Raw genomic sequence first — 21,962 nt, forward strand, 5'->3', positions numbered from 1 at the left:
TCGCGTTGCCGGGTGGGCTGATGGCTGTTCTCGGCCCGGTTGTTGAGGCCTTTGTGGGCACGGTGCTCGACGGAGGGCATGACCTCGCGGTGGGCATGACCTCGCGGTGGGCCGCGCCGTAGGAGCGCAGCTTGTCGGTGACGACCACCCGGGGCACCGCCCGGGTCTTCTTTAGCAGCCTGCGGAAGAACCGCCTGGCCGCAGCGGTGTCCCGCCGGTTCTGTACGAGGATGTCCAGGACGGTGCCGTCGGCGTTGACGGCCCGCCACAGGTACTTCTGCTCTCCGTTGATCTTGAGGAAGACCTCGTCCAGATGCCATTTGTCCCCGGGCCGGGGCCGGCGGCGGCGCAGCGCGCCGGCGTAGGCCTGCCCGAACTTGGCACACCAGCGGCGGACCGTCTCGTGGGAGACGAGCACGCCGCGCTCGAGCATCAGCTCCTCGACCTCGCGGAACGACAGCGGGAAGCGGAAGTACAGCCACACGCAGTGGGAGATGATCTCCACCGGGTACCGGTGCCCCTTGTACGACGGCGGCGTACTACCCACGGACAACTCCTCCCAGCATGACCCACCAGAAGATCATCCCACCCGGTCAGTCAACGTGACAGTGCCTCACCACGGCCTACGAGTACAACAAGCTCGGCCAGCAGACGAAGAACACGCTGACCTCGGCGGGCGGCTCCCAGCAGCGCACCATGACCTGGGACTACTACCCGTCGGGCAACAAGAAGGCCCGCTCGGACGACGGTGTGCCGGTCGGCAGCCAGGTCGTCCTGGTGGACAGCTCGGACTTCAACAACACCGCGACCCAGGGCAACTGGTCGCGGACGCAGGCCGAGCAGCAGTACGGCTACGACACGTACTCGCACCCCGCGGGTACCGGCACCTCGTCGCTGTCCTGGCAGTTGAACATCCCGCAGAACGGCACCTACGAGGTGTTCGTCCGCTACCCGAAGCTGACGGGTGCCGCCTCGGACGCCAAGTTCAAGGTCGACCACGACGGCGGCAGCACCACAAGGACCGTCGACCAGACCGCGAACACCGGCGCGTGGGTCTCACTCGGGTCCTACGCGTTCGTGGAGGACGGTCCGCAGAAGGTCACGCTGACCGACGCCGCCAATGGCACGGTGCTCGCGGATGCGGTGAAGCTGGTCCGCTCGAACTCCGGTGAAACGGACAACGAGAAGAAGGACTTCACCTACAGCTACAACGCGAACGGCAACATGACCGAGGTCCGTGACCTCTCGCCGGGCGCGAAGATCGACACGTACAAGATCTCGTACGACGGCCTCAACCACATCACCAAGGTGGAGGAGTCCGCGGGCGGCACCGTGAAGAACACCACCGCCCTGACCTACGACGAAAACGGCAACCCCGTCACGTCCACGCACGATCTGACCTGGACGAAGATCGAGTACGACGAGCGCGACATGGTCAAGAAGGTGACCAACGCCGATTCGCCCACCGCGGGCGATCAGCAGATCACCACGATGACCTACACCGGACGCGGCCAGCTCCTGAAGCAGACCAAGCCCAACGGCAACACGCTCGATATGCGCTACTACCCCGACGGGTCGGTGGAGCAGTCGCTCGAGAAGACCTCGGGCGGCACCGTGGTGGCGCAGCACGACCTGGAGTACTCGCCCAACGGGCACCGCTCCAAGGACGTCCTGAAGCTGATGAACGCCGATGACAACTCGGCCTACATCAACAACACGTACACCTTCGACTACGACCCGCAGGACCGCATCACCAAGGTCACCAAGAGCGGCGACGACGCGTCCACCGAGTCCTACCGCTACGACCGCAACAGCAACATCATCGAGCAGACGGTGGACGCCGTCACCACGACCCAGCGCTACGACCGCAGCCGCCTGTTGTCGGCGAGTTCGGGCGGGGTCACGTCCACCTACAACTACGACCCGCTGGGCCGGCTCGACACCGTCAGCACCGGCGGTCAGACCGTCGAGAAGCACTACTACGACGGCTTCGACCGTGAGGCGAAGGTCCGGCAGGGCGTGGGCGCCACCGCGGTGACCACCCCGTACGTCTACGACCCGTTCGACCGGACGGTCTCCCAGACCACCTCGGGCGACCAGGGCAAGACCACGGCGTTCACCTACCTCGCCATGGACAAGACGCTCCTGCGCGAGACGGTCGACGGCAAGGCGGACAAGGACTACCAGTACATAGCCGGTGGTCAGCGCGCCACGCAGATCAAGCACAAGGACGACGGCAGCAAGGAGGTCTCGCAGTACGTCACGAGTCCGCGCGGCGACGTCGAGGCGATCACGAAGAAGGACGGCAAGACCCGTTCCACGTACGGCTACACGGCCTACGGTTCGGACGACTCGTCCCAGATGACCGGTGCGGACAAGCCGGGCAGCGGCACCGCGGGCAAGAGCGACTACAACTCGTTCCGCTTCAACTCCTCGCGCTGGGACGGTGCCTCGGGCACGTACGACATGGGCTTCCGCAACTACGACCCGGGGCTGAACCGCTTCCTCACCCGGGACTCGTACAGCGGCGCCCTGGCCGACATGTCCCTGGCCACCGACCCGTTCACCGGCAACCGGTACGCGTTCGCCGGCGGCAACCCGATCAGCTTCGTCGAGCTCGACGGGCACCTGTTCGGTCTGTCGCTCTCGGACATCGGCCATGCCACGCTCGACGTGGTCGGCCTGGTCCCCGTCGTCGGTGAGGTCGCCGACGTCGCCAACGGCATCTGGTACGCGGCCGAGGGCAACTATGTCGACGCCGCACTGTCGTTGACCTCGGCGATCCCGCTCGCGGGGTACGGGGCCACCGCCGTCAAGGCTGGCCGCTACGTCGAGAAGGGTGTCGAGGCGGTGGACTCCGCCAACGACGCGCGCAAGGCGGTGGACAAGGCCGGTGACGCGGCGAACGCCGCGAGCGACGTCCGCAAGGCGGACGGCGTGGACGCCCCGACGACGAAGTCGCCGGACAGTCCGCAGGCACCCGCCTGCAAGGTGAACAGCTTCCTGCCGGGCACCCAGGTCGTCCTCGCGGACGGCACCACCCGGGCCATCGAGAAGCTGGAGGTCGGCGACCTGGTCGTGGCCACCGACCCGGAGACCGGGGACACCCGGGCCCGGGAGGTCACCGAGACGCGTGATCACGAGGGCGCCAAGGACCTCGTCACCCTGACCGTCGACTCCGGCGGCAAGGGCAAGGCGCTCAAGCTGACCTCGACGGCCGCGCACCTGTACTGGCTGCCGGACTTCGGCACGTGGGTCCCGGCCAAGGACCTCAAGTCCGGTATGTGGCTGCAGACCTCGGCCGGTACCTGGGTCCAGATCAGTGCGGTCGACACCGCCCACCGCTCGGCCAGGGTCTACAACCTGTCGGTCGAGGGCGTCCACACGTACTACGTGGGGTCGGGTACCGCCGCGGTCCTGGTCCACAACTGTGGCTACAAGGACGAGGCGGTCAGGGCGCAGCAGCGCGCCCAGGAACTCGCCGGTCAGCTCCACTTCTTCAAGGAGTCCATGGTGACCGTCGCGGTCATCGGGGTCCGGAAGAAGGGCACCAAGGACATCGTCGAGAAGGTGGGCATGAGCTCCGGTCAGAAGGGCGACCTTCTGGAGCTCTCCAACGGCCAGTCGTTCGTGCCCGGCAACCTGGTGCCGGGACGTGTGACCAAGAAGGGCAATCCCGCCTACGAGCACGCCGAGGAATCGGTGTTCAGGTGGCTCGAGGAGAACCCGGACTACGAGGTGCTGTACGGCGGCACGTCGAAGAACGTGTGCTCCGACATCTGCGCACCACTCGTCGAGCAGAGCAAGATGAAGCTCGACGGTGAGGTGTTCGGCGGAGCGTCCGACAAGACCGACTTCCGGACGTTCTGGCGCTTGAGGCGCTAGGAGACACCGGCGCCACCTCCAGTGGCGCCGCCGGACACGCAAGAAGGACGCCCGGCCGGGGAGCTTCCCCGGCCGGGCGTTCGCGTCGCGGGACGCGCTCAGCCCGCGTCGGTCAGACTCCACAGGTGCACGGCCGTGCGGTCCTCGGCGAGGGTGGCCCACAGACCGGGGCCGGCCGGCAATGGGCTGCCCGGGACCGGCAGGGAGTAGACGATCCGCCCGCGCAGGGCGAGTGTGCCCGGGTCCACGAGCCAGTGACGGGGCTCGGCGGTGTGCCCATCGGTGCTGACGACGGCGCCGTCCTCGTAGGGGTAGGCGCCCTCGTAATCCCAGCGCGCCATGTCCTCACCCGGCGCGGGTGGCACCACATCCCTGGCGTTGAGGCGTCCGGCCTCCTGCGCGCCGGGGGACTCGTGCAGATACAGCGCCCACTGGCCGGGATCCGTGCACAGGAAGTGCCCACCGGACGGGCTGACGTCCTGCAGCAGTACCCCTTCGATGCGTTCGAAGCCCAGGTCGGTACCGTCCCAATGCCCCCACAGGGAAGGGGAGTCATCATGCCCCTCACCGACGGTCAGTCCCATGTACGAGCCGTCGGGATGCGGGAAGTGGGCGGACGCCGAACCCACGGTCGAGGTCCTGGTCCGGCCGAGCACCGACCCGTCGGCCGCGTCAAGGACCAGCCACTCCTCGTGCGGCCAGTCCTGTGCGTGCCGCACATGGGCCCACACCAGCTTGCCGTCCGGGCTGAACGCGGCGGAACCGCGGCCTGCGCGCCGATGCCGCGGGTCGTCCGCGTACTCCTCGAACGAGGCATGGGCCGCCGTGCACTTGGCGGCGGACCAGCACCCGTGCGGGAGCTCCCAGTGAACCTTGCCTGTCCGGTCCACGGCCCGTACGGCGTGCACGCCGCTGAACACGGCGAGGTCGCCCGTGGGAGAGACTGTGACATCGCCGAAGGGCCGAGGCCAGGGGGCGGGGAAGCGGAACTCGGCGCCGTGCTCCTGACCTGTCGGGCCGAGCCCGACCAAGGCAAGTTCGTCGTCCCCGCGCTGGACGAGCAGCCGGTGGCCCGGCCCGTACTGAATGCGCGGAGCGTCGGCGTCCACGGCGCCGAGGGGGGCGAGGACCGTGGCAACGAGGCGGGCCGTGTGTGCCACAGCGGCCGCGTCTATGGGATCGGTGGACATGGATGGCATGCTTCCACACCCGAGGGGCAGGTAGCGTGCCGCCGCGGGGAGAGCCACGTCAGGTGGCGGTGGGCCAGCCGCGTAGCAGGGTGGCGATCTTCCCGGCGGTGCAGGCCGGGTCCAGGAGCAGGTCCCTGAGGGCGAGGGCGTCCTCGCGGGCCGGTTTGACGGTGATCCCGGCGGCCTCGAGGTACATCACGCCGGTGGCGGCGGCGACGGCCAGGTTGGAGCGCTCCAGCCAGCGGCAGCGGCCCAGGGTGTGCATCAGGGCGGCGGCCTTGGCGTAGGGGCCGTCGTAGACGGGCTGCTCGAACAGTTCGGCCCGGTGGCGGGCGACCGCCGAGACGGGGACGCCGTAGTCGTCGGGGGCCGGGTCGTTCATCCCGGCGGCCTCGGCGACCCGCAGGAACGACTACCCGCTGGGCTCCTGGCTCGCCGACAAACGAAAACGCGCTTCCGACAGCCGCCTCCCCTAGACCACATCAAAGCACTCGATGGCATCGACCCCTGGTGGAACCCGCCATGGAACATCCGCTGGCAATACGGCTACCACGCCGCCCGCGAAGCTGCCGAGAGCATCCCGCCCGACCCGGCCAAGGGCTTCCCAGCCCTTCCCGCGAGCGCTGCTCGCTGGCTGCCCACCACCTGCTCGCTGGCTGCCCACCACCCAGTGCAGCGCCTACAACGACGCGCGCGCGACCAGGCTCTGACCTAGCGTTTGACCTGCTCAGGCCCTTCGTGGGCTCGTCCGTGGAGGCCGTCGTCGTCCGCCGGATCGCTGATGTGGAGTCTGGTGTGCGGCGCGGTTGTGCGCTGGAGGGCGAGGAGGGCGGCGTCGTCGCCGAGCGCCCCGTTGGCGTGGGCGAGGACGTCCTGTTGGACGTGCTGCACGAGTGTCTTGGGGCTGGCCTTGGTCCACAGGGCGGCCCGCTGTTCCAGCGGGTAAAAGGCCCGGTTGCTGTCGCGGGCCTCCAGCACGCCGTCGGTGTAGAGGAGGAGGGTGTCGCCGGCCTGGAAGGAGAAGGTGCGCACGGTGTGGATGTCCGGTCCCAGCTCGACCATACCCAGCGGGGGCGCGGGGTGGGGGCTGGCGAGGCTGGTCACCTGGCCGCGTCTGAGTAGCAGGGGCGGCGGGTGCCCGCAGAGGGTCAGCCGCGCCACGGGGCTGTGGTCGGGGATCTCCACCAGTAGCGCGGTGATGAAGTGTTCCTGGGCCTCCTCGTCCGTCTCCGGGAATTGGGTGAGGTGGCGGAAGACGCTGCGGTTCAGGGCGTCGGCGAGTGCGGGCAGGGTGGCGTGCTGGTGGGCGGCTTCCTGGAATGCGCCGAGCAGCGTGACCGCCTCCTCGATCGCGGCCAGCCCCTTGCCCCGGACGTCGCCGATGATCACGCGGGTTCGGCTGCCGGTGCGCGCCACGGCGTACAGGTCACCGCCGATGCAGGCCTCTTTCTCGGCGGCCAGGTATGAGGAGGCGATGTGCAAGGGGCCGAGCCGGTCGGGCAGCGGGCGCAGCAGGGCCCGCTGCGCGGCTTCGGCGACGGACCGGACCTGGGCCAGTTCCTCGGTGCGCCGGTCGCGCACGAAGCATACGACCACGGCGAAGATCGACAAGATCGTGAGCCCGATGAGCTGCGCGATGTGGTCTTCATTGAAGCCGCTTTGGAATACGGCGATGAGGCTCTGGCCTCCCACGGCCAGTGCCCCGATCAGTGCTGTCAGCCGGTAGCCGGCGAATGCGGTGGTGATGGCGGGCGCTACGACGAGCAGCGGGCCGAGGTGGATGGTTTCTGGGGTGCGGATGTCCGCTACGGTGATCGCCGCGATCAGTACAAGGGGAATCGCTACCAGCGCATGGCGCGACTGCCACAGCTGCCGTACACGGGCGACGTGCTGCCCAACGTGCATGTATCCAATGTGCATGATCCGCCGGGAAACCGAGCACCTCCCCGCACGGGGCCGGGGCCGGGCGTACGACGCCTTCGCGCATCAGCAGGCGGCGATGCCCGAGCTCAGCATGCGCGACAACATCCTGCAGTGGCTGAAGCTCGCGCGCTGGCTCGACCGGCAAGGCGTGTCCCAGTTCAGCGACTGCACCATGGAGCATTGGAAGGCGTACGCCGCCAAGTGCACCAGCGGCTGTACGCGCGATCATGCCCAGACGGTTCTGCGCTGGCTCTCGGACCTGTGGGCTTTCGACCAGCTGTCCATCAGCCCCTGCGGCGTTACGCGTCCTCCCTGGGAGGACGCGGGTATCGACGGATACCTGCCAGCCGACACGGGAGAGGCAGGCGGGGAGAACAAGACCGAGCCGCTGGACCCGACCGTGATCGGTCCCTTGCTGACCTGGTCGATCCGCCTGGTCGAGGACTTCTTTTGGCCGCCTGGGCCGAGCGCCGCCGCATGCACGCCCGCGCAAAGGCCACCCCGAGCACCCGGGAGGGCCTGGCCGCCGTCAAAGAATGTCTGCAGAAGCCGATCAACTCCGGGGATCTCCTGCCCGCCACGGTGAGCCGAAAGCACGGCATCACCCTGGCTCACCACTACGTCGCCGCGGTCACGGGGGCCAGCTGGAACCAAGTCCGCCATTTCGCTTCTCGGCACGGGCTCCGGGAGATCGCCGCCCGGCGGCCCGGCCCCAGCCCGATGCAGGTGCCGGTGACGGGCCGGATCGAGGGGCGCCCCTGGCGCGAGTGCATGGACTACGAGGAGACACCGATCCTGGTGCGGCACCTGGCCACGGCCGCCGCAATCGTGATCTTGTATCTGACCGGGATGCGCCCCCAGGAGGCCCGGTCGCTGCGATCCGGCTGCTGTCCGGACCCGCAACCGAATCCCGACGGCTCCATGCCGCGCCATCTGATCCGGTCCCACCACTACAAGAACGTCCGCGACTCCGACGGCCACCACATCTCCGCTGGTGAGGAGCGCGCAGTTCCCTGGGTCGCGATCACCCCGGTCGTGAACGCCATCCGTGTCCTGGAACGCATCGTCCCCAAGGGCGAGCTCTTGTTCAACTCCACCCACCACGATGTCGTCTCCCAGCGCAAGCACCACGGTGCGCTGAAGCGGGGCACCCTGGACCGCCGCGTCGAGGATCTCGTGTCGTGGATCAACCAGGAGGCCACCGCCCAAGGGCCTCCCCGCCCAGATGGTGCCGGCGGACCCGCACGGCAACCTTGGATTGAGTCGTCTGCGCAGAACGCTGGCCTGGCACATCGCCCGCCGCCCCGGCGGCCTGGTCGCCCTCGCCATCCAGTACGGACACATGCGCATCGCCCTGGACGCCCGCACCTCCACCGGCTACGGCAGCCGCGCCCGTCGAGGGTTCCACGGGGAGCTCGACGTCGAGACCGCGCTCGCCGCCGCGCAGACCGCGGCGCGGCTGCGCGACGCCACTGCGGCCGGCGAGAAGATCTCCGGTCCCGCCGCTCGGCGGGCTCTCATCGGAGCAACCTCGATCCCCGGCTTCGAAGGCGCCCTGACCACCCCGAAGGCCGCCGCCAAGTTCCTCGCGCGCGATGGCCTAGTCCTCTTCGACAACCCGGACGCGTTCCTGATCTGCGCCTTCAAGCGCGACACGGCCCTTTGCGATCCGGATCCCGGGGCGACAGCACCCAACCAGTTCGCCTGCCAGCTCGGCTGCGGCAACGCGGTCCGCACCGACAGCCATGCGCAGGCGGCACGAGAGCACGCTGATCGGCTCGATGCGAAGGCAGCCTTCGTGCCCCAGCCCCTGGGCGACCGGTTTCGCAGGACCGCCAATCGCTTCCGCGCTCTCGCCGACGCCCACGACTCCGCCGCCCAGTACGCCGAGGAGGCCATCGCATGAACCAGCAGCACGAGGACGAACGCTCCCGCATCCGCACGGCCATGGACCGCCTCTTGGCCGGCCAGCCCACCTGCTCCAACGGCAGCCTCACGGTCGTCGCGCTCGCCGCAGAGGCCGGTGTTCACCGCATGGCTCTGGACAAGCGCCACGCCGACCTCAAGGAGGAGTTCTACGCGCGGGTGCGTTCGGAAACGCACCAGACGCCGGAAGTCGAAAGGCGGCTTCGCAAAGAGGTTGTCCGCCTGAAGGAAGCTCTTAAGGACTCCCGGGCCGCCGAGGCCGAGTCCCGGCATCGAGCGGAGCAGATGGCCCTCGCGGCAGCCGTGCTCATCCTCCGGCGACCCGACAGCCAGGACCAACCTGCCCTCGGCAACGTCATCCCGCTCCGCCCGTCGGACGACTAAAGAGAGCCCGCCGTCACGCGGCGATGCCGAGCTCTTTGCGGGCCCGGTGGATGAACTCGCGGACGGCCGGCTCGGGTCGCCAGGGGGCGAGGGATGGCGCGATGATGTCGAGTACTCCTGCACAGGATCCATGCGACCGATGGTGGTCCCCCGCGAACCTCCGCTGCTGCGGCTCGGCCGGTCGCGCCGGACCGTCGCGGCTTGGCAGGGCACGGGCGTGCGGCGCCAGCGCCCCTCACGACCGTCAGGCGGCTGATCAGGGCAGATGGAGAAATGGGACGGGAGTATCTAGGGTCAGCACGTGGCTTTCATCATGGTGTGCGAAGACGACGCGGCGGTCCGTGGCGTCCTCAAGCGCGCCCTGGAGTACGACGGCCACACCGTCTCGGTCGCCGCCACGGCCGACAGCCTGCTGCGGCAGCTCGCACCGGCGCCCCATCTGGTCGTCCTGGATCTCGGGCTCCCGGACGCCGACGGCCGCGACGTCTGCCTGGCCCTTCGGGCTCGCGGTGTCGACGTGCCGGTGCTGATGCTCACCGCGTTGGACGGCCTGCATCACAAGGTGGGCGGCTTCGAGGCCGGCGCCGACGACTACATGACCAAACCCTTCGACATCCCGGAACTGCTGGTCCGGGTCCGAGCCCTCCTGCGCCGGGCCACCGTGGCGCCCGCACCGCGCGAGGTCGTCCTTGATCCGGCGAAGCACGTGGTGACCTACGGCTCGGTGAGCGAGAGCCTGACCCCGACCGAGTTCCGGCTGCTGGGCCGCCTGATCGCCTCGCAGGGCGACGCGGTACGCCGCCACGCCCTCATCGCCGCTGGCTGGCCGCACGGAGCGCAGGTCAGCGACAACACCCTCGACTCCTTCGTGCGCCGGCTGCGGACCAAGCTCGGTCCGCTGGGCGTGGCAGAGCGTCTGGTGACCGTCCGCGGGGTGGGCTACCGATGGCAGTGACGGGATTCCGCAGCAGGGTCGTCGCGCTCACTGTGCTGATCGCCACCGCCGTGGTCGCGGTACTGGTCGTGGTCTCGCACGTGCTGCTGAGCCGGGTGACGGACGCCGACGCGCACGATCTGGCACGTACCCGCGCCGAGGCGGTCGCGGCGAACGTCACCGCCAAGGGCGGCCGTGTCGTACTGACGGAGAACAGCAGCGAGGCACTGGACGAGGTCGCCTGGGTGTATGCCGACGGCCGCCTGATCGACGGGAACGTACCGGCAAGCGTGGTCGATCGCGTCGAGGAGCTGGCGGACTCGGGGCGATCGCAGACCGCGTCCGCCGGCAACTACCTTCTGTACGCGCGGCAGGTCCCGATCGACGGCCACCACGTCATGGTGATCGTCCAGGTAGACCTCACCCCCTACGAGACATCCGAGCAGCGCAGCCTCACCTTGTCGCTGATACTGGGTGGCCTCACGATCCTCCTCGCCGGCGGCGTCGCGCACCTCGTGGTGCACCGCGCGCTGCGGGTCGTGCACGAGATGGCCGCCCTCGCCGACGACTGGGGCCATCACGAACCCGGGCGCCGCTTCAACCTCGGAGTCCCACGCGACGAGTTCGGGGAACTGGGACAGACCCTCGACCACCTCCTGGAGCGCGTCGACAACGCGCTGGCGGACGAGCGCCAGCTCACCGATGAAATCGCCCACGAACTGCGGACCCCGCTCACGGTCCTGCGGGCCGAGGCGCAACTGGCCCAGCTGTCCGGCGAGCCGGTGCCGCCGGAGGCGGTGCTGAGCGAGGTCGACCGCCTCGATACGGCGATCACGACGATTCTGCGCGCCGCGCGCGCACGGACCGACGACGAGGCCCGGTGCGATCTGCGCTCCGCCGCGCGGCAGGCGATCGGCGGCCGGGCGGTCGAGGTCGCCATTCCCGCGAAGGCCGAGGTCGCCGTGGCGCCCGACGTCGCCGTGTCGCTGCTGTCGCCCCTGCTGGAGAACGGCCTGCGGCATGCGCGGTCGCGTGTGTGGATCACCGCGCGCAACCAGGGCGAGGCCATCGTGGTCGATGTCCTGGACGACGGCCCCGGATTCGATCCCGCGGACGTCGACCGGGTCTTCGAAGCGGGTGTGACCGGCGGCGACGGGTACGGGCTGGGGCTGCCGGTGGTCCGGCGCATCGCCGCCTCGGCCGGTGTGGAGGTCCGCGCGATCGCGGACTGCCGCGGTCACGTCGAGGTGACACTCCCGGCCGCGCGTGCGGCCACGTAGTCAGGTTGCTTGCAGGTTCCCCCCGTAAACCTTCCTGCATGACAACAACAACGGAAGCACGCACGCGCAGCGGGCACCTCATGCTCAACAAGGTCCCCGAGGTCACCATCTGGTTCTGGGTGATCAAGATCCTGTGCACCACCGTGGGTGAGAGCTTCGCCGACTGGATCAACATGAAGCTGGGCGTCGGCCTGGTGAACACGGCCTGGATCTTCACCGCGGTGTTCGTGGTGGTCCTGGCCATCCAGTTGCGGCTGAAGCGGTACGTCCCGTTCCCCTACTGGCTGACCGTGGTCGTTGTCAGTGTCACGGGCACGCTGTACACCGACATCCTCACCGACCAGCTCAACGTGCCGCTGTGGATCAGCTCCGCCGTGTTCTCGGTCCTGCTCGCCGTGGTCTTCGGCGTGTGGTGGCTGCGCGAGCGCACCCTCTCGATCCACTCGGTCACGACGCTGCCGCGTGAGTCGTTCTACTGGCTCGCCGTTCTCGTCACCTTCGCACTCGGCACCGCGACCGGCGACTGGACCCTCGAGCTCACCGGCTGGAGCCCGGGCGCCTCAGTACTGCTGCCGCTCGGCCTCATCGCGGCGATCACGCTGCTGTGGAAGTTCGGCGCGAACCCGGTGCTGTCCTTCTGGCTCGCCTACATCCTGACCCGCCCGCTGGGCGCCAACATCGGCGACTGGCTCGCCTCCCCGAAGGTCGCGCAGAACCCGGGCGACCCGACCGGCCTCGCGCTGGGCACGTTCACCACCAGCCTGATCTTCCTCGGCCTGATCCTGGCGACGGTGGTCTACCTGACGGTGACGCGCTCGGACGTGACCGAGACCTACGAGGCGGCCCACGCCGCGCACGTCACCGGCGACCCGCGCAAGGAGCGCGTCGCGCTGGCCGGCTTCGGACTGCTCGCCGTCGCGACCACGGGCCTGCTGGTCTGGGCCCACGGCCAGCCGCATGTCGGCCCGGCGCCGGAGGCCGACAACACCTCCGCCGTCCAGATGGCTCCGGGCGTGGCGGTGAAGAAGTTCCCGCCTGCCAAGGTCTCCGCGCTGCGGACCCTCGCCTCGACCTCGCTCAAGGACGCACGCTCGGGGAACGCGAAGGGCGCGCACGCGGCCGCCCAGTCGCTGCGTGACCTGTGGGACGCCGACCAGGCGTCGTTGCAGCCGCTGGACAACACCGGCTGGACCTCCATCGACGCTCAGATGGACAAGGTGCTCAAGACCTTCGGTATCGATCACTCGAACCCGCCGATGTCGCCTGCGCAGCAGGAGAAGGAACTGAACGCCCTCCTGACGGACATGGGCTGACAGACCACACAGCGCCCGGCCGGCCCGCCCGGCCGACGGGCTCAGTGTGCCGGGCTGCGCAGAGAACCGCGCCGCCTCGGCACACGCCGGCGAGCCGCGGACAGCGCAAGCGGCCGGGGCCGCCTGTGGCAGCCCGGTTATATCCGCAGGCTCCCGTGGGGCGGTCGAAGCTGGCGTCAATGGCTTCGACCGCCCCGCTGTCGCCTGGGCTGGTCAGTCGCGGTGGCGGCGGATGCCAGAAGCAGGCGTGGGTGACCACTCAGACCCGGGTCCTGCAGGTCTGCCTGCGCCGACGCACCACCAAGGGCCGCCGGGCGGGCCAGGATGGCTGGCACCTCAACGGCCTCGCGGATGTAGCAGCGCCGGCTTCGAGCATCACTGAGGCGTACGTATGGCGTAGGACGTGGAAGCCGTGCCTGCACTAGGTTCCCAGACCCGCGACGACTCCTCGCCAGGCTATTTCTTGGGCAGCGGCGGGATGACGACCGCGCCGGCGAGCGCGGGCGTCCACGCCTTGATGTTCCAGGTCGTGCGGTTGATTGCGCCGCGTAGCCGGGTGTGGACGAGCAGCGGGTCGGTCACCTTGCGCCGGCCCTCGCGTGCGCGGTCGGGCTCCTTGGGATTCAGCCACGGCAGCGTCACGGCGGTCAATTCGAAGTGAACCGCCCCGGGTTCGGTAGAGATCTCAGATTGCGGTTGTGACCTGGGGTTTTGTGGATTCCATGTAGTGGTTGGTCTCGTACTCGACGGGCGGGACGTGGCCTATCTCACCGTGGAGTCGGCGGTGGCAGTACCAGTCGACCCACTCGGCGGTGGCGAGTTCGACCTGGGAGAGTGTCTTCCAGGGTCGGCCGGGTTTGATCAGCTCGGTTTTGAACAGGCCGATCGTCGATTCCATCGGGGTGTTGTCGTAGGCGTCGCCGACCGAGCCGATCGATGCCGCGATCCCTGCTCGGTCCAGATGCTCGGCCAGCGCGAACGATGTGTATTGCGACCCCGCGTCCGAGTGATGTATCAACTCGCCATGCTCATAAGGGAATCCGTCCCGGTCGCGTTGCCACAGTGCCATCTCCAGGGCGTCCAGGACGAGCCTGGTCTCCTTGCTGGTAGAGGCGGACCAGCCGACGATGCGACGCGAGAAGGTGTCCACGACGAACGCGACGTAGACGACCCCGGACCAGGTGGCGACGTGCGTGAGTTCTGCGCCTTCAGGTCGCGGTGCACCAGGCCCGCGGCGTGTACAGCGGCAAGCCCCTCGGCCAGCAGCGCGCCGAGGCTCGCCACGAGCGGCGCGGACAGCGGCCCTTGGTCCCGTACGACGTCGGAAAGCGGACGGCCGGGGACATAATCCATGGCGAGCCAGGGCTGTTCGGCAAACGGGTCCGCCTCGATGAAACGGGCCACCCGTCCCGTACCCGAGATCGTGCGCGCGATCGCCGCCTCACGTTCGAACCGGGCGCGTGTGTGCGGGTCCGTGCGGTCGGGCCGGATCACCTTCACGGCGACCGGTTCACCCGCGACCGAGTAGGCGAGGTACACCTCCCCCATCCCGCCCGCGCCGAGCCGGCGCTCTACGAGGTATGGACCGATACGCGACGGCAGAGGCGCACTGCTCACCGCACACCCCCTGACTCCCGCAATGACAGCACAGCCTCGTACGGGGCCTGCCTCCTCTCTGCCGCAGAAGGAGCAGAGAGCAGGGGAAAAGAACACCGACGACTCACGCCCACAGCCTACTGACCGGCATCCCACAGGAGAAAGTGATCACATCAGACTGGGCCGATCTTCCCGACTCCGTGGCCGGAATCAGTCCACAGTGGATACGGCTCAGTGGTCAGCCCGCCAGACGACGGACGACGCTTGCGCAGCGGCCACCTGGGCGCCACGCAAGCGCGTTCCAGCAACAGACAGCGTCAGCTCGCGCTGACACGCGGGGCATTTCCGCCCGCGCGACCGGGCCGGGCGACGCCTCCCGCTCGTCGCTCGGCCCGGCAGGGCGTGCGTCACTCGTTGTGCAGTACCTCGGCGATCGGCAGTCGGGCCGCCGTGCGGGAGGGGAGCAGTGCGCCGAGGACGGCGATGAAGACGCCCGCCAGCGCGACGGCGATCAGTAGCGGGGCGTGCCACACGTTGATCATCGAGTCCGTGAACACCAGGATGGTGATGTTCTCGACGATCAGCCGGTGCGCGGCCATCCCGAGCGGGACGCCGATGATCCCGCTGACCAGACCCAGCCCTGCGACCGAGGTCACCGTCATCGCGACCACCTGGCGCGGGGTCATGCCGATCGACTTGAGCATGCCGAGGTCCCGGCGGCGCTCGCGGATGTTCAGCAGCACGGTGTTGAAGACGCCGAGGGCGGCGACCACGCACAGCAGCACGGTGAAGATCGTCGAGAAGCTGATCACCGAGGCGATCGGGCCGTTCACGTCGTGCGTCACCACGCTCGGGTAGAGGCCGGGGTCGGCGTCCTTGACCGCCTTGACGTAGGCGTCGGCGTCCGCGCGGGGGGCGAGCCGCACGACGTACTCGACCACGTGCAGTTCCACTCCGGTCCCGGCCAGCGTCGCCGCGTTGGACGCCACCGCCCGGGCGTTGCCTTGGACGGGCTCGCCGACGATGGTCACGGGCAGGAGCCGGCCACTGACGTCCAGGGTGATCCGGTCGCCGAGTTTGAGTCCGTGCTGGTCCAGGAACGCCGGTCCGGCAACCACCTCGCCCGGCCCGGTCGCCGGGCGCCCCTTGGCCACGTGCAGTGGCCGCTCGAGGGCGTCGCCGCCGTAGAAGTCGGCGAACACCGGCTGGGTGTAGCCGACCAGGCCGACCCGTTCGAACGCGCGCGAGGTCACCTGGTCGGATCCGGGCGTGGCGCGCAGCACGGCCTCGATCTGGGCGTCGGTCAGCTTCGGCACGGTCTGGTGGGCGTCGGCGCCGCCGACCTGCACGTGGACGAAGGTGCGGCCGTTGTCCCCGCCCGGTGGCTGCATGGAGGCGAGCAGCGTGCCGGTCAGGCCGGTGGCGAAGGTTACCGTGACCACGCCCAGCACGATGGACGCCATGGTGAGCGCCGTCCGGGCCGGGCGGGCGAAGGGCTGGCCGAGGCCGAGGCTGACCGAGCGTGGCAGCCGCGTGCCACTGAGCCAGCGCTGGACCCGCAGGCCGCGCCCGGTGCGCGGCGCGCTGCCGGCGGTGATCGCCTCGGCCGCGGAGATCCGATGGGCGCGCGAGGCCGGCAGGAACGCGGCGAGGGCGACCAGCAGGGGCACGGCGACCATGCAGGCAACCGGCAGCCAGGCCGGGGGCGCGAGCGCGGCGGTGCCGGTCTCGATCCCGTTGAAGGCCATGTCGACGATCGGGCGGGCCAGCGCCCAGCCGGCGACCGTGCCGAGGACGGCGCCGGCGATCGCGGGCACCGAGACCATGGCGATGTAGACCGCGACCACCTGGCGCGGGGTGAAGCCGAGCGCCTTGAGCACGCCGATGTGGCGGTAGCCAGACACCACCGCACCGCTGACCACGTTTCCGACGATCAATACCGCGACCACCAGGCCGAGCGCGCCGAAGACCGACATGAACGGCAGGTAGGCGTCGGCCGAGGCGGAGAACGCCTGCTTGAGGGTGAGGTAGGACTGCGCGCTGGTCAGCGCGTTCCCGGGCAGGCCCTCGGTGGCCTTCGCTAGGCCTGCCTTCAACGCTTCGTCGCTCGAAGCGTCGGTGAATCGGTAGAGCATCTGCTCGGCGGTGGGATCCAGGGCGGCCATCTGCTCGGGGGTGACCCAGCCGCCCGCCGAGTTGCTCATGCTGTTGGCGATGCCGACCACGGTGAGCGGCGGGGCGCCGGTGGGCGCGATGGTCTGACCCAGCAGGTTGTCGAAGGTGCCCCGGAAGCCCATGTAGACGACGACCTCGCCCGGCCTGGTGGCCCAGCGGCCTGCGGTCAGGTCCACGCGGTCCACCGGGCCTGCCGGGTCGGCTCGGCCCACCAGGGTGATCGACCCGGGCGCGTGGCCCAACCAGTCGGTCGGGATGTTCAGGGTGACCTGGGCGAACGGCCCGGCGGCCGCCTCAACGCCCGGCCGGTGGGCGCTGGCGGCCAGTTGCTCCGCCGAGGCCTTGGCGGCGTCGAAGGTCGCGACCACGTGGGCGCCGCGCTGCACATCGAAGGCGGCGTCGAACGGCGCCCGGGCGGCGCTCATCACGGCGAGCGCGAGCAGGATGGTGGTGGTCGAGCAGAAGACGACCAGTCCGATCACGATCGTCTGGACCTTGCGCCGTTTGACGGCCGCGCGCGAGGCCCGCCACACCGCCCCGGTCATGCCGTGTGCTCCGAGGGCTCCAAAGAACGCTCGCGGGCCACGCGACCGTCTGCGACCTCGACCAGCCGGCTGGCGCAGCGGGTGGCCAGGTGCGGGTCGTGGGTGACGATCAGCAGGGTCTGCCCGATCTGGTTGAGGTCGATCAGCAGGTCCATCACCTGCTCGCCGGAGCGGCTGTCCAGGGCTCCGGTCGGCTCGTCCGCGAGCAGCAGCGCCGGACGGTTCATCAGTGCTCGGGCGACAGCTACGCGTTGGCGCTCGCCGCCGCTGAGGGTGGCCGGGTAGGTGTCCTTGCGGTGGGCGACGCCGAGTTCGTCCAGCAGCTCCAGGGCGCGCCGGCGGGCCTGCCGGGCGGAGATGCCGGTCAGCTGGGCGGCGAGGGCGACGTTGTCGAGTGCCGGCAGGTCGTCGATGAGGTTGAAGAACTGGAAGATCATGCCGATGTGCCGGCGGCGGAACAGTGCCAGCCCGGTCTCGTTCAACTGCCCCAGGTCCTGGCCGTGCACCTGGACCGTGCCGCAGGTGGGCCGGTCCAGGCCGGCGACCATGTTCAGCAGGGTGGACTTGCCGCAGCCGGACGGGCCCATCACGGCGACCGCCTCGCCGGCGCGGATCCGCAGGTCGATGCCGTCCAGAGCCTTGGCGTCTCCGAACTCCTTGTGGACTTCGGACAGTTCGACGGCGATCTGCGCGTCGCCCGGGCGGGTGGTCCCGTCGTGATCATTGCTCATGGCACACGACGGTAGGAGCGGCGGGGCGGGCTGGCGTCCCACCCCAGGTGTAACTGTCCAGGGCCGTAGTACCGGGGATGTACACAGGCGGCACCTCCGAATGATGTGGACCATGCCGTGAGCTGGGAAACTGACGGCGTGTGGGGAACGGAAGCGGGCTGGATCACCGCCCTGGTGGCGGCAGGCGCGGCCGGCTGGCTGGCCGCGGCGCTCGCCCGGGCGCGCCGCGCGTACCGGGCAGCGATCGGCGAGCGCGGCTGGCTGCTGGAGCGGGAGCGGCAGAGCGCGGCGCGCACGGCCGTCGACGCCGAGCGGGCCAGGATCGCCGCGGAGCTGCACGACATCGTCAGCCACAACGTGAGCCTGATGGTTGTGCAAGCCGGTGCGGCCCGTGAGGTGCTGGCCACCATGCCCGAGGAGGCAACGGCCGCGATGAGCGCCGTTGAGACCGCCGGGCGGAACGCGATGACCGAACTGCGACACCTGCTCGGCCTGCTCGCCCCCGCGCCGGACGGCGCCGACGAGCCGGACCAGGACGGCTTCGCGCCGCAGCCGAGCCTCAGTCGGCTCAGCCCGCTGATCGACCGGTTCGCCTTCGCCGGCCTGCCGGTGGAGGTGCGGATCTCCGGCGAGCCGCGGCCACTGCCGGCCGGAATCGACGTGACGGCGTACCGGATCATCCAGGAGGCGCTGACCAACGCGCTCAAGCACGGGGACGGGGTGAAGGCGGAGGCGACAGTGCGCTACGCGGACCACTACCTGCGGGTGGAGGTGCTGAACAGCGGGCCGAGCGTGCTCACCGGGGACGCGGCTGGTCCCGAGCGACGGGCCGACGGGACGGGGCGCGGGCTGCTCGGCCTGAGCGAGCGGGTCGCCGTCTACGGCGGCGACCTCGACGCCCGGCGCCGCATCGGCGGCGGCTTCCGCATCCGCGCGCGCATCCCGCTGGACCGGCCGTGACGGCCGCGCCCTCAACCGGCCAGCTCGGGCCCCGGGTCGTGATCGCCGACGACCAAGAGCTGGTCCGCACCGGGTTCCGGATGATCCTGACCGCCCGCGGGATCGACGTGGTGGGCGAGGCCTCCGACGGCGCCGAGGCAGTCGCCAAGGTGCTCCAACACCGGCCGGACGTCGCGCTGTTGGACATCCGGATGCCCGGAATGGACGGCCTGGAGGCCGCCCGCCGGATCCTCGCCCAGGCCCCCCGGTGCCGGGTGATCATGCTGACCACCTTCGACCTCGACCACTACGTGTACGCCGCCCTCGCCGCAGGCGCCAGCGGCTTCCTCCTCAAGGACGTCACATCGGCCCATCTCGCCGCCGCCATACGCCTGGTGGACACAGGGGACGCGCTACTCGCGCCCTCGATCACGCGCCGGCTCGTCGAACGCTTCGCCGCCGGCGCCCCCACCCCGGCCGCCTCCACCAAAGCCCCGGCGCCGCACCGCGACTTGGCCCCGCTGACGCCGCGCGAGCGGGAGGTGCTGACACTGCTGGGGCATGGCTTCTCCAACAGCGAGCTGGCGAGCGAGCTGACACTCAGCGAGTCGACGGTGAAGACGCACGTGGCGCGGATCTTCGCCAAACTCAACCTCCGCGACCGCGCCCAGGCGGTGGTTCTCGCGTACGAGACGGGCCTGGTCTTGCCGGGTAGGAGGCAGCAGCGCCCGGTGCGCGGACAGTGACCCGGGCCAGGTTCCGCTCAGAAGCGTCCTGAGTCACCGTCGTTCCACATCAGTCACGGACGACCGAGACCTCAGCATCGTCGTCCCAACAGACATGCTTCGCCATGGGCGGCAAAACCTACGCCGCCCGCCCTGCCGCGCGCCGACGATCGTGGCAAGCTCCCCCAACAGGTGGCACCTCCAGCGAGTGCACCGAACACCGGACGTCAAAAGTTTTGACAGCTATGCCGGTTTTCTGTTCCGTTCCTACCCGGACCCCGAGACCCCCGCGAGTTCGCGAAAACTGAAGGCACTTCAGCGGGAACCCGCGGGTCCGGTGCCCTGATGTTAGGGGGTGGACCCGTGGGTTCGCGGTGAAGTCGCGGGGTCGGCCTCCAGCGGCCGTTCCAGGAGAGCGCGCGGGCGGAGTTCGCGTAGCGGATCGCGGTCTTCTCGTCCAGGCCGAAGACCTCGGCGAGGTGGAGCGGATCGGGGCCGTGCACGAGTGCTTCCTCAAGCTGGCGGTCGACGCGGAGCCGTTCCAAGGTGGCTTCCTGGCCGTGGAGTTCGTGCTTGATCCACCAGCCGCTGACGGGGCCGGTCTCCAGCGCGGTCATCTGGTTGATCAGCAGGTGGGGGTTGGCGGTGTTCGGCCAGCGCTGGCGCCGGTAGTCCAGCCAGGCCAGCAGCATCTGGTGGGTGAGGTCGTCCATGCGGCGGGCGCGTCCCGCGATGACGAGCCGGCGATTGCCGAGGTCCACATCGTCCAGTTGCAGGGCGCGGATGGCTCCGGCCCGTGCGGCGTGGACCGCTGCGAGAGCAAGGGCCAGGCGGGCGGCCGGGCTGCGGACCGCCTCAATGGACCGGGTGACCTGCTGAGGCAGCAGCGGCTGCAGGATGCCGTACTCGAACGTGCCGACCTTGATGCGGGCGGTCGGGTTGCGGAAGACGAGGCCGTTCTTCTTCGCCCAGCCGAACAGGGACCGCAGTGCGACGAGGGCCCGGTGGCGCTCGTGCCCGTGGAGGGGCTTGACGTGGGTGAGGACGTCGTCGCGGGTGACCTCGCGCAGATGGTCGTAGCGCTCGGACCAGTCCAGCAGTGCGGGACGTACGGCGTTGAGGTAGGCCCAGACGGTGGCCTGGTCGCGGGGACGCATGCGGGGTCCGCCGTCGCGCAGGGTGCGGTTCCAGCGCTCGGCCTCCCGGCGGATCCCGGCAGTGAGGCCGTCGAGTCGTTTGTCCAGCCAGTCCTCGTAGGACGGGCGCCGGTCGTCGGTCAGGACGCTCATCGCCTGAAGGACCTCGGCGGTCCGTTCGATGCTGCTGTCCAGGGCCCGCAGCGGCTCGATGATCTCCGAGTAGCGGATGGTGTCGCCCTCGGTGTGCTGCGACAGCAGCACGACCAGGGCCCGGTTCACGCCGAGACGGACACCGCGGTTCCAGCCGCGGGCCTCGGCCAGGCCGTGTGCGAGGTGGCGGCTCCAGGCCAGCCAGGGATTCCCGGGATCGGCGTGCGCCTCGGGGTCGAAGCGGCAGTAGTCGCGGGGGACGCCGTCGAACAGAAACGGCTGGCACCAGCGGCTGACCGGCCGACTGGCGAGGGGAGGCGGCGCCTTGCGGGGGCGGCCGCGCCGGCCCTGGCCGCGGGGATGCGGCGTGGTGGAGGCGCCGCGGCGGTGGTGCATGCCGACGAAGAACAGCTGAAGGTCACCGACCTGACGCAGCCAGGGCGCCATCAGATACCCGGCCGAGGTCGGCTTGCCGGTCGTAAGCCGGATGATCCGGCGGGCCTGGCACCAGCACAGCCGGCAGTAGCCGGACTTCAGCGGCTGCTGCCGACGGCAGGCCCCGCACTCACCGCCGATGTGCCGGCGGGCGAACTGCCAGCATGCCGGGCAGAGCCGGCCGGTGAACACGCCCCAGGCCAGGCAGCCGTCGCAGCTGGTCGCGGGCTTGCGATAGCCCCTGCGCGGACTCACCGCGTCACATCGGCGGCAGGGACCGGCCGTCCCGCCGACGCGGGACCACCGCCGGGACCGCAGGAGGTAGTTCGACCAGAAACCCGGGCAGGCCAGTAGTGACTCGCCTGCCACCAGTGGACCGTCGTCGTATCCCTTGATCAGCGCCCCTGGATCCTGTCACCAGCCACTGACATGGTCCGATCCAGGATCGGTATGGCTCCGCCGCCCAGTTACGGGACAGGTCTTAGCCCACGGCTTGCGGGACGTCGCCGAGTTCCTACGCCGAGCCAGCCGCGACGACATCGACGTCGAGACATCAGCCCTGATCGATTGGCGAGGGGCGGGCCCGGCGTGTGGTCCGCCCCCTGACTACTACGCCGCGGTGATGGGGATTCTTGGAAACGACCGACCCTGCTCCTCGCCGGATCCCTCCGGCAAGGGCGCCTTCGCTATCT

Annotated in this window: 17 protein-coding genes and 2 pseudogenes; 9 read left to right on the top strand and 10 right to left on the bottom strand. The window is 69.8% G+C overall.

Annotated elements, in window-relative coordinates; all coding sequences use genetic code 11:
- Positions 1-547: pseudogene (locus AB0N06_RS31390) on the bottom strand (IS6 family transposase); the annotation flags it as partial.
- 149 nt (positions 548-696) lie between these two features.
- Here AB0N06_RS31390 and AB0N06_RS31395 point away from each other — a divergent pair.
- Positions 697-3,885 carry a polymorphic toxin-type HINT domain-containing protein gene (locus AB0N06_RS31395; RefSeq protein ID WP_366138092.1) on the top strand — a complete coding sequence of 1,063 codons (3,189 nt, stop codon included), beginning with the start codon at positions 697-699 and terminating at the stop codon, positions 3,883-3,885.
- Between the two features lie 98 nt (positions 3,886-3,983).
- On the opposite strand, the gene AB0N06_RS31400 is transcribed toward AB0N06_RS31395, so the two are convergent.
- From AB0N06_RS31400 to AB0N06_RS31410, 3 genes are all read right to left on the bottom strand, one after another.
- Entirely contained in the window at positions 3,984-5,075 is a 1,092-nt protein-coding gene (locus tag AB0N06_RS31400) for a hypothetical protein (protein ID WP_366138093.1), read from the bottom strand.
- Positions 5,076-5,133: 58 nt separating this feature from the next.
- Positions 5,134-5,457: a fic family toxin-antitoxin system, toxin component gene (locus AB0N06_RS31405; protein WP_366138094.1), complete on the bottom strand. Its 324-nt coding sequence runs from the start codon at positions 5,455-5,457 to the stop codon at positions 5,134-5,136.
- Positions 5,458-5,786: 329 nt separating this feature from the next.
- Positions 5,787-6,980 carry a PP2C family protein-serine/threonine phosphatase gene (locus AB0N06_RS31410; RefSeq protein WP_366138095.1) on the bottom strand — a complete coding sequence of 398 codons (1,194 nt, stop codon included), beginning with the start codon at positions 6,978-6,980 and terminating at the stop codon, positions 5,787-5,789.
- 13 nt (positions 6,981-6,993) lie between these two features.
- On the opposite strand from AB0N06_RS31410, the gene AB0N06_RS31415 reads away from it, so the two are divergent.
- The 6 genes from AB0N06_RS31415 (at position 6,994) to AB0N06_RS31440 (ending at position 12,835) form a co-directional block, all read left to right on the top strand.
- Positions 6,994-7,584, top strand: coding sequence for a hypothetical protein (locus AB0N06_RS31415; protein WP_366138096.1), 591 nt, complete (start codon positions 6,994-6,996; stop codon positions 7,582-7,584).
- A 672-nt stretch (positions 7,585-8,256) separates the two neighbouring features.
- On the top strand, positions 8,257-8,904 hold the full coding sequence (locus tag AB0N06_RS31420; protein WP_366138097.1) for a hypothetical protein: 648 nt from the start codon (positions 8,257-8,259) through the stop codon (positions 8,902-8,904).
- The gene (locus AB0N06_RS31425) at positions 8,901-9,308 is read left to right on the top strand and encodes a hypothetical protein (RefSeq protein WP_366138098.1); all 408 of its coding nucleotides are present in this window, start codon (positions 8,901-8,903) and stop codon (positions 9,306-9,308) included. Before AB0N06_RS31420 ends, AB0N06_RS31425 begins: the two co-directional genes overlap by 4 nt.
- 301 nt (positions 9,309-9,609) lie before the next feature.
- Complete coding sequence (locus tag AB0N06_RS31430; RefSeq protein ID WP_189952116.1) at positions 9,610-10,263, top strand: response regulator transcription factor; 654 nt, start codon at positions 9,610-9,612, stop codon at positions 10,261-10,263.
- Positions 10,254-11,522: a HAMP domain-containing sensor histidine kinase gene (locus AB0N06_RS31435; RefSeq protein WP_366138099.1), complete on the top strand. Its 1,269-nt coding sequence runs from the start codon at positions 10,254-10,256 to the stop codon at positions 11,520-11,522. The genes AB0N06_RS31430 and AB0N06_RS31435 overlap by 10 nt, the downstream gene beginning before the upstream one ends.
- Positions 11,523-11,560: 38 nt before the next feature.
- Complete coding sequence (locus AB0N06_RS31440) at positions 11,561-12,835, top strand: hypothetical protein (protein ID WP_366138100.1); 1,275 nt, start codon at positions 11,561-11,563, stop codon at positions 12,833-12,835.
- A gap of 456 nt (positions 12,836-13,291) precedes the next feature.
- On the opposite strand, the gene AB0N06_RS31445 is transcribed toward AB0N06_RS31440, so the two are convergent.
- The 5 genes and pseudogenes from AB0N06_RS31445 to AB0N06_RS31465 form a co-directional block, all read right to left on the bottom strand.
- Positions 13,292-13,486 (bottom strand): hypothetical protein, encoded by a 195-nt coding sequence (locus AB0N06_RS31445; RefSeq protein WP_366138101.1) that lies wholly within the window; start codon positions 13,484-13,486, stop codon positions 13,292-13,294.
- Positions 13,487-13,520: 34 nt separating this feature from the next.
- Positions 13,521-13,985 carry an integrase core domain-containing protein gene (locus AB0N06_RS31450; RefSeq protein WP_366138102.1) on the bottom strand — a complete coding sequence of 155 codons (465 nt, stop codon included), beginning with the start codon at positions 13,983-13,985 and terminating at the stop codon, positions 13,521-13,523.
- A gap of 59 nt (positions 13,986-14,044) precedes the next feature.
- Positions 14,045-14,587 (bottom strand): annotated as a pseudogene (locus AB0N06_RS31455) (protein kinase); the annotation flags it as partial.
- A gap of 251 nt (positions 14,588-14,838) precedes the next feature.
- The gene (locus tag AB0N06_RS31460) at positions 14,839-17,151 is read right to left on the bottom strand and encodes an FtsX-like permease family protein (RefSeq protein WP_366138103.1); all 2,313 of its coding nucleotides are present in this window, start codon (positions 17,149-17,151) and stop codon (positions 14,839-14,841) included.
- On the bottom strand, positions 17,148-17,882 hold the full coding sequence (locus AB0N06_RS31465) for an ABC transporter ATP-binding protein (RefSeq protein ID WP_366138104.1): 735 nt from the start codon (positions 17,880-17,882) through the stop codon (positions 17,148-17,150). The genes AB0N06_RS31460 and AB0N06_RS31465 overlap by 4 nt, the downstream gene beginning before the upstream one ends.
- 117 nt (positions 17,883-17,999) lie before the next feature.
- Between AB0N06_RS31465 and AB0N06_RS31470 the strand changes: the two genes are divergently transcribed.
- Both AB0N06_RS31470 and AB0N06_RS31475 read left to right on the top strand, forming a co-directional pair.
- On the top strand, positions 18,000-18,842 hold the full coding sequence (locus AB0N06_RS31470) for a histidine kinase (RefSeq protein WP_366138105.1): 843 nt from the start codon (positions 18,000-18,002) through the stop codon (positions 18,840-18,842).
- The gene (locus AB0N06_RS31475; protein WP_366138106.1) at positions 18,839-19,567 is read left to right on the top strand and encodes a response regulator transcription factor; all 729 of its coding nucleotides are present in this window, start codon (positions 18,839-18,841) and stop codon (positions 19,565-19,567) included. Before AB0N06_RS31470 ends, AB0N06_RS31475 begins: the two co-directional genes overlap by 4 nt.
- A 206-nt stretch (positions 19,568-19,773) precedes the next feature.
- Here the strand turns inward: AB0N06_RS31475 and AB0N06_RS31480 are convergent, their stop codons facing one another.
- Complete coding sequence (locus AB0N06_RS31480; RefSeq protein ID WP_366138107.1) at positions 19,774-21,525, bottom strand: hypothetical protein; 1,752 nt, start codon at positions 21,523-21,525, stop codon at positions 19,774-19,776.
- Between the last annotated feature and the right edge of the window lie 437 nt (positions 21,526-21,962).

Origin of the sequence: Streptomyces sp. NPDC051020 (assembly GCF_040683105.1) — a bacterium.
Lineage (GTDB): Bacteria > Actinomycetota > Actinomycetes > Streptomycetales > Streptomycetaceae > Streptomyces.

Coding starts and splice junctions, on each gene's coding strand:
- AB0N06_RS31395 (WP_366138092.1), top strand. CDS start 697: ATGACCTGGGACTACTACCCGTCGGGCAACAAGAAGGCCCGCTCGGAC.
- AB0N06_RS31400 (WP_366138093.1), bottom strand. CDS start 5,075: ATGTCCACCGATCCCATAGACGCGGCCGCTGTGGCACACACGGCCCGC.
- AB0N06_RS31405 (WP_366138094.1), bottom strand. CDS start 5,457: ATGAACGACCCGGCCCCCGACGACTACGGCGTCCCCGTCTCGGCGGTC.
- AB0N06_RS31410 (WP_366138095.1), bottom strand. CDS start 6,980: ATGCACGTTGGGCAGCACGTCGCCCGTGTACGGCAGCTGTGGCAGTCG.
- AB0N06_RS31415 (WP_366138096.1), top strand. CDS start 6,994: ATGATCCGCCGGGAAACCGAGCACCTCCCCGCACGGGGCCGGGGCCGG.
- AB0N06_RS31425 (WP_366138098.1), top strand. CDS start 8,901: ATGAACCAGCAGCACGAGGACGAACGCTCCCGCATCCGCACGGCCATG.
- AB0N06_RS31435 (WP_366138099.1), top strand. CDS start 10,254: ATGGCAGTGACGGGATTCCGCAGCAGGGTCGTCGCGCTCACTGTGCTG.
- AB0N06_RS31440 (WP_366138100.1), top strand. CDS start 11,561: ATGACAACAACAACGGAAGCACGCACGCGCAGCGGGCACCTCATGCTC.
- AB0N06_RS31460 (WP_366138103.1), bottom strand. CDS start 17,151: ATGACCGGGGCGGTGTGGCGGGCCTCGCGCGCGGCCGTCAAACGGCGC.
- AB0N06_RS31465 (WP_366138104.1), bottom strand. CDS start 17,882: ATGAGCAATGATCACGACGGGACCACCCGCCCGGGCGACGCGCAGATC.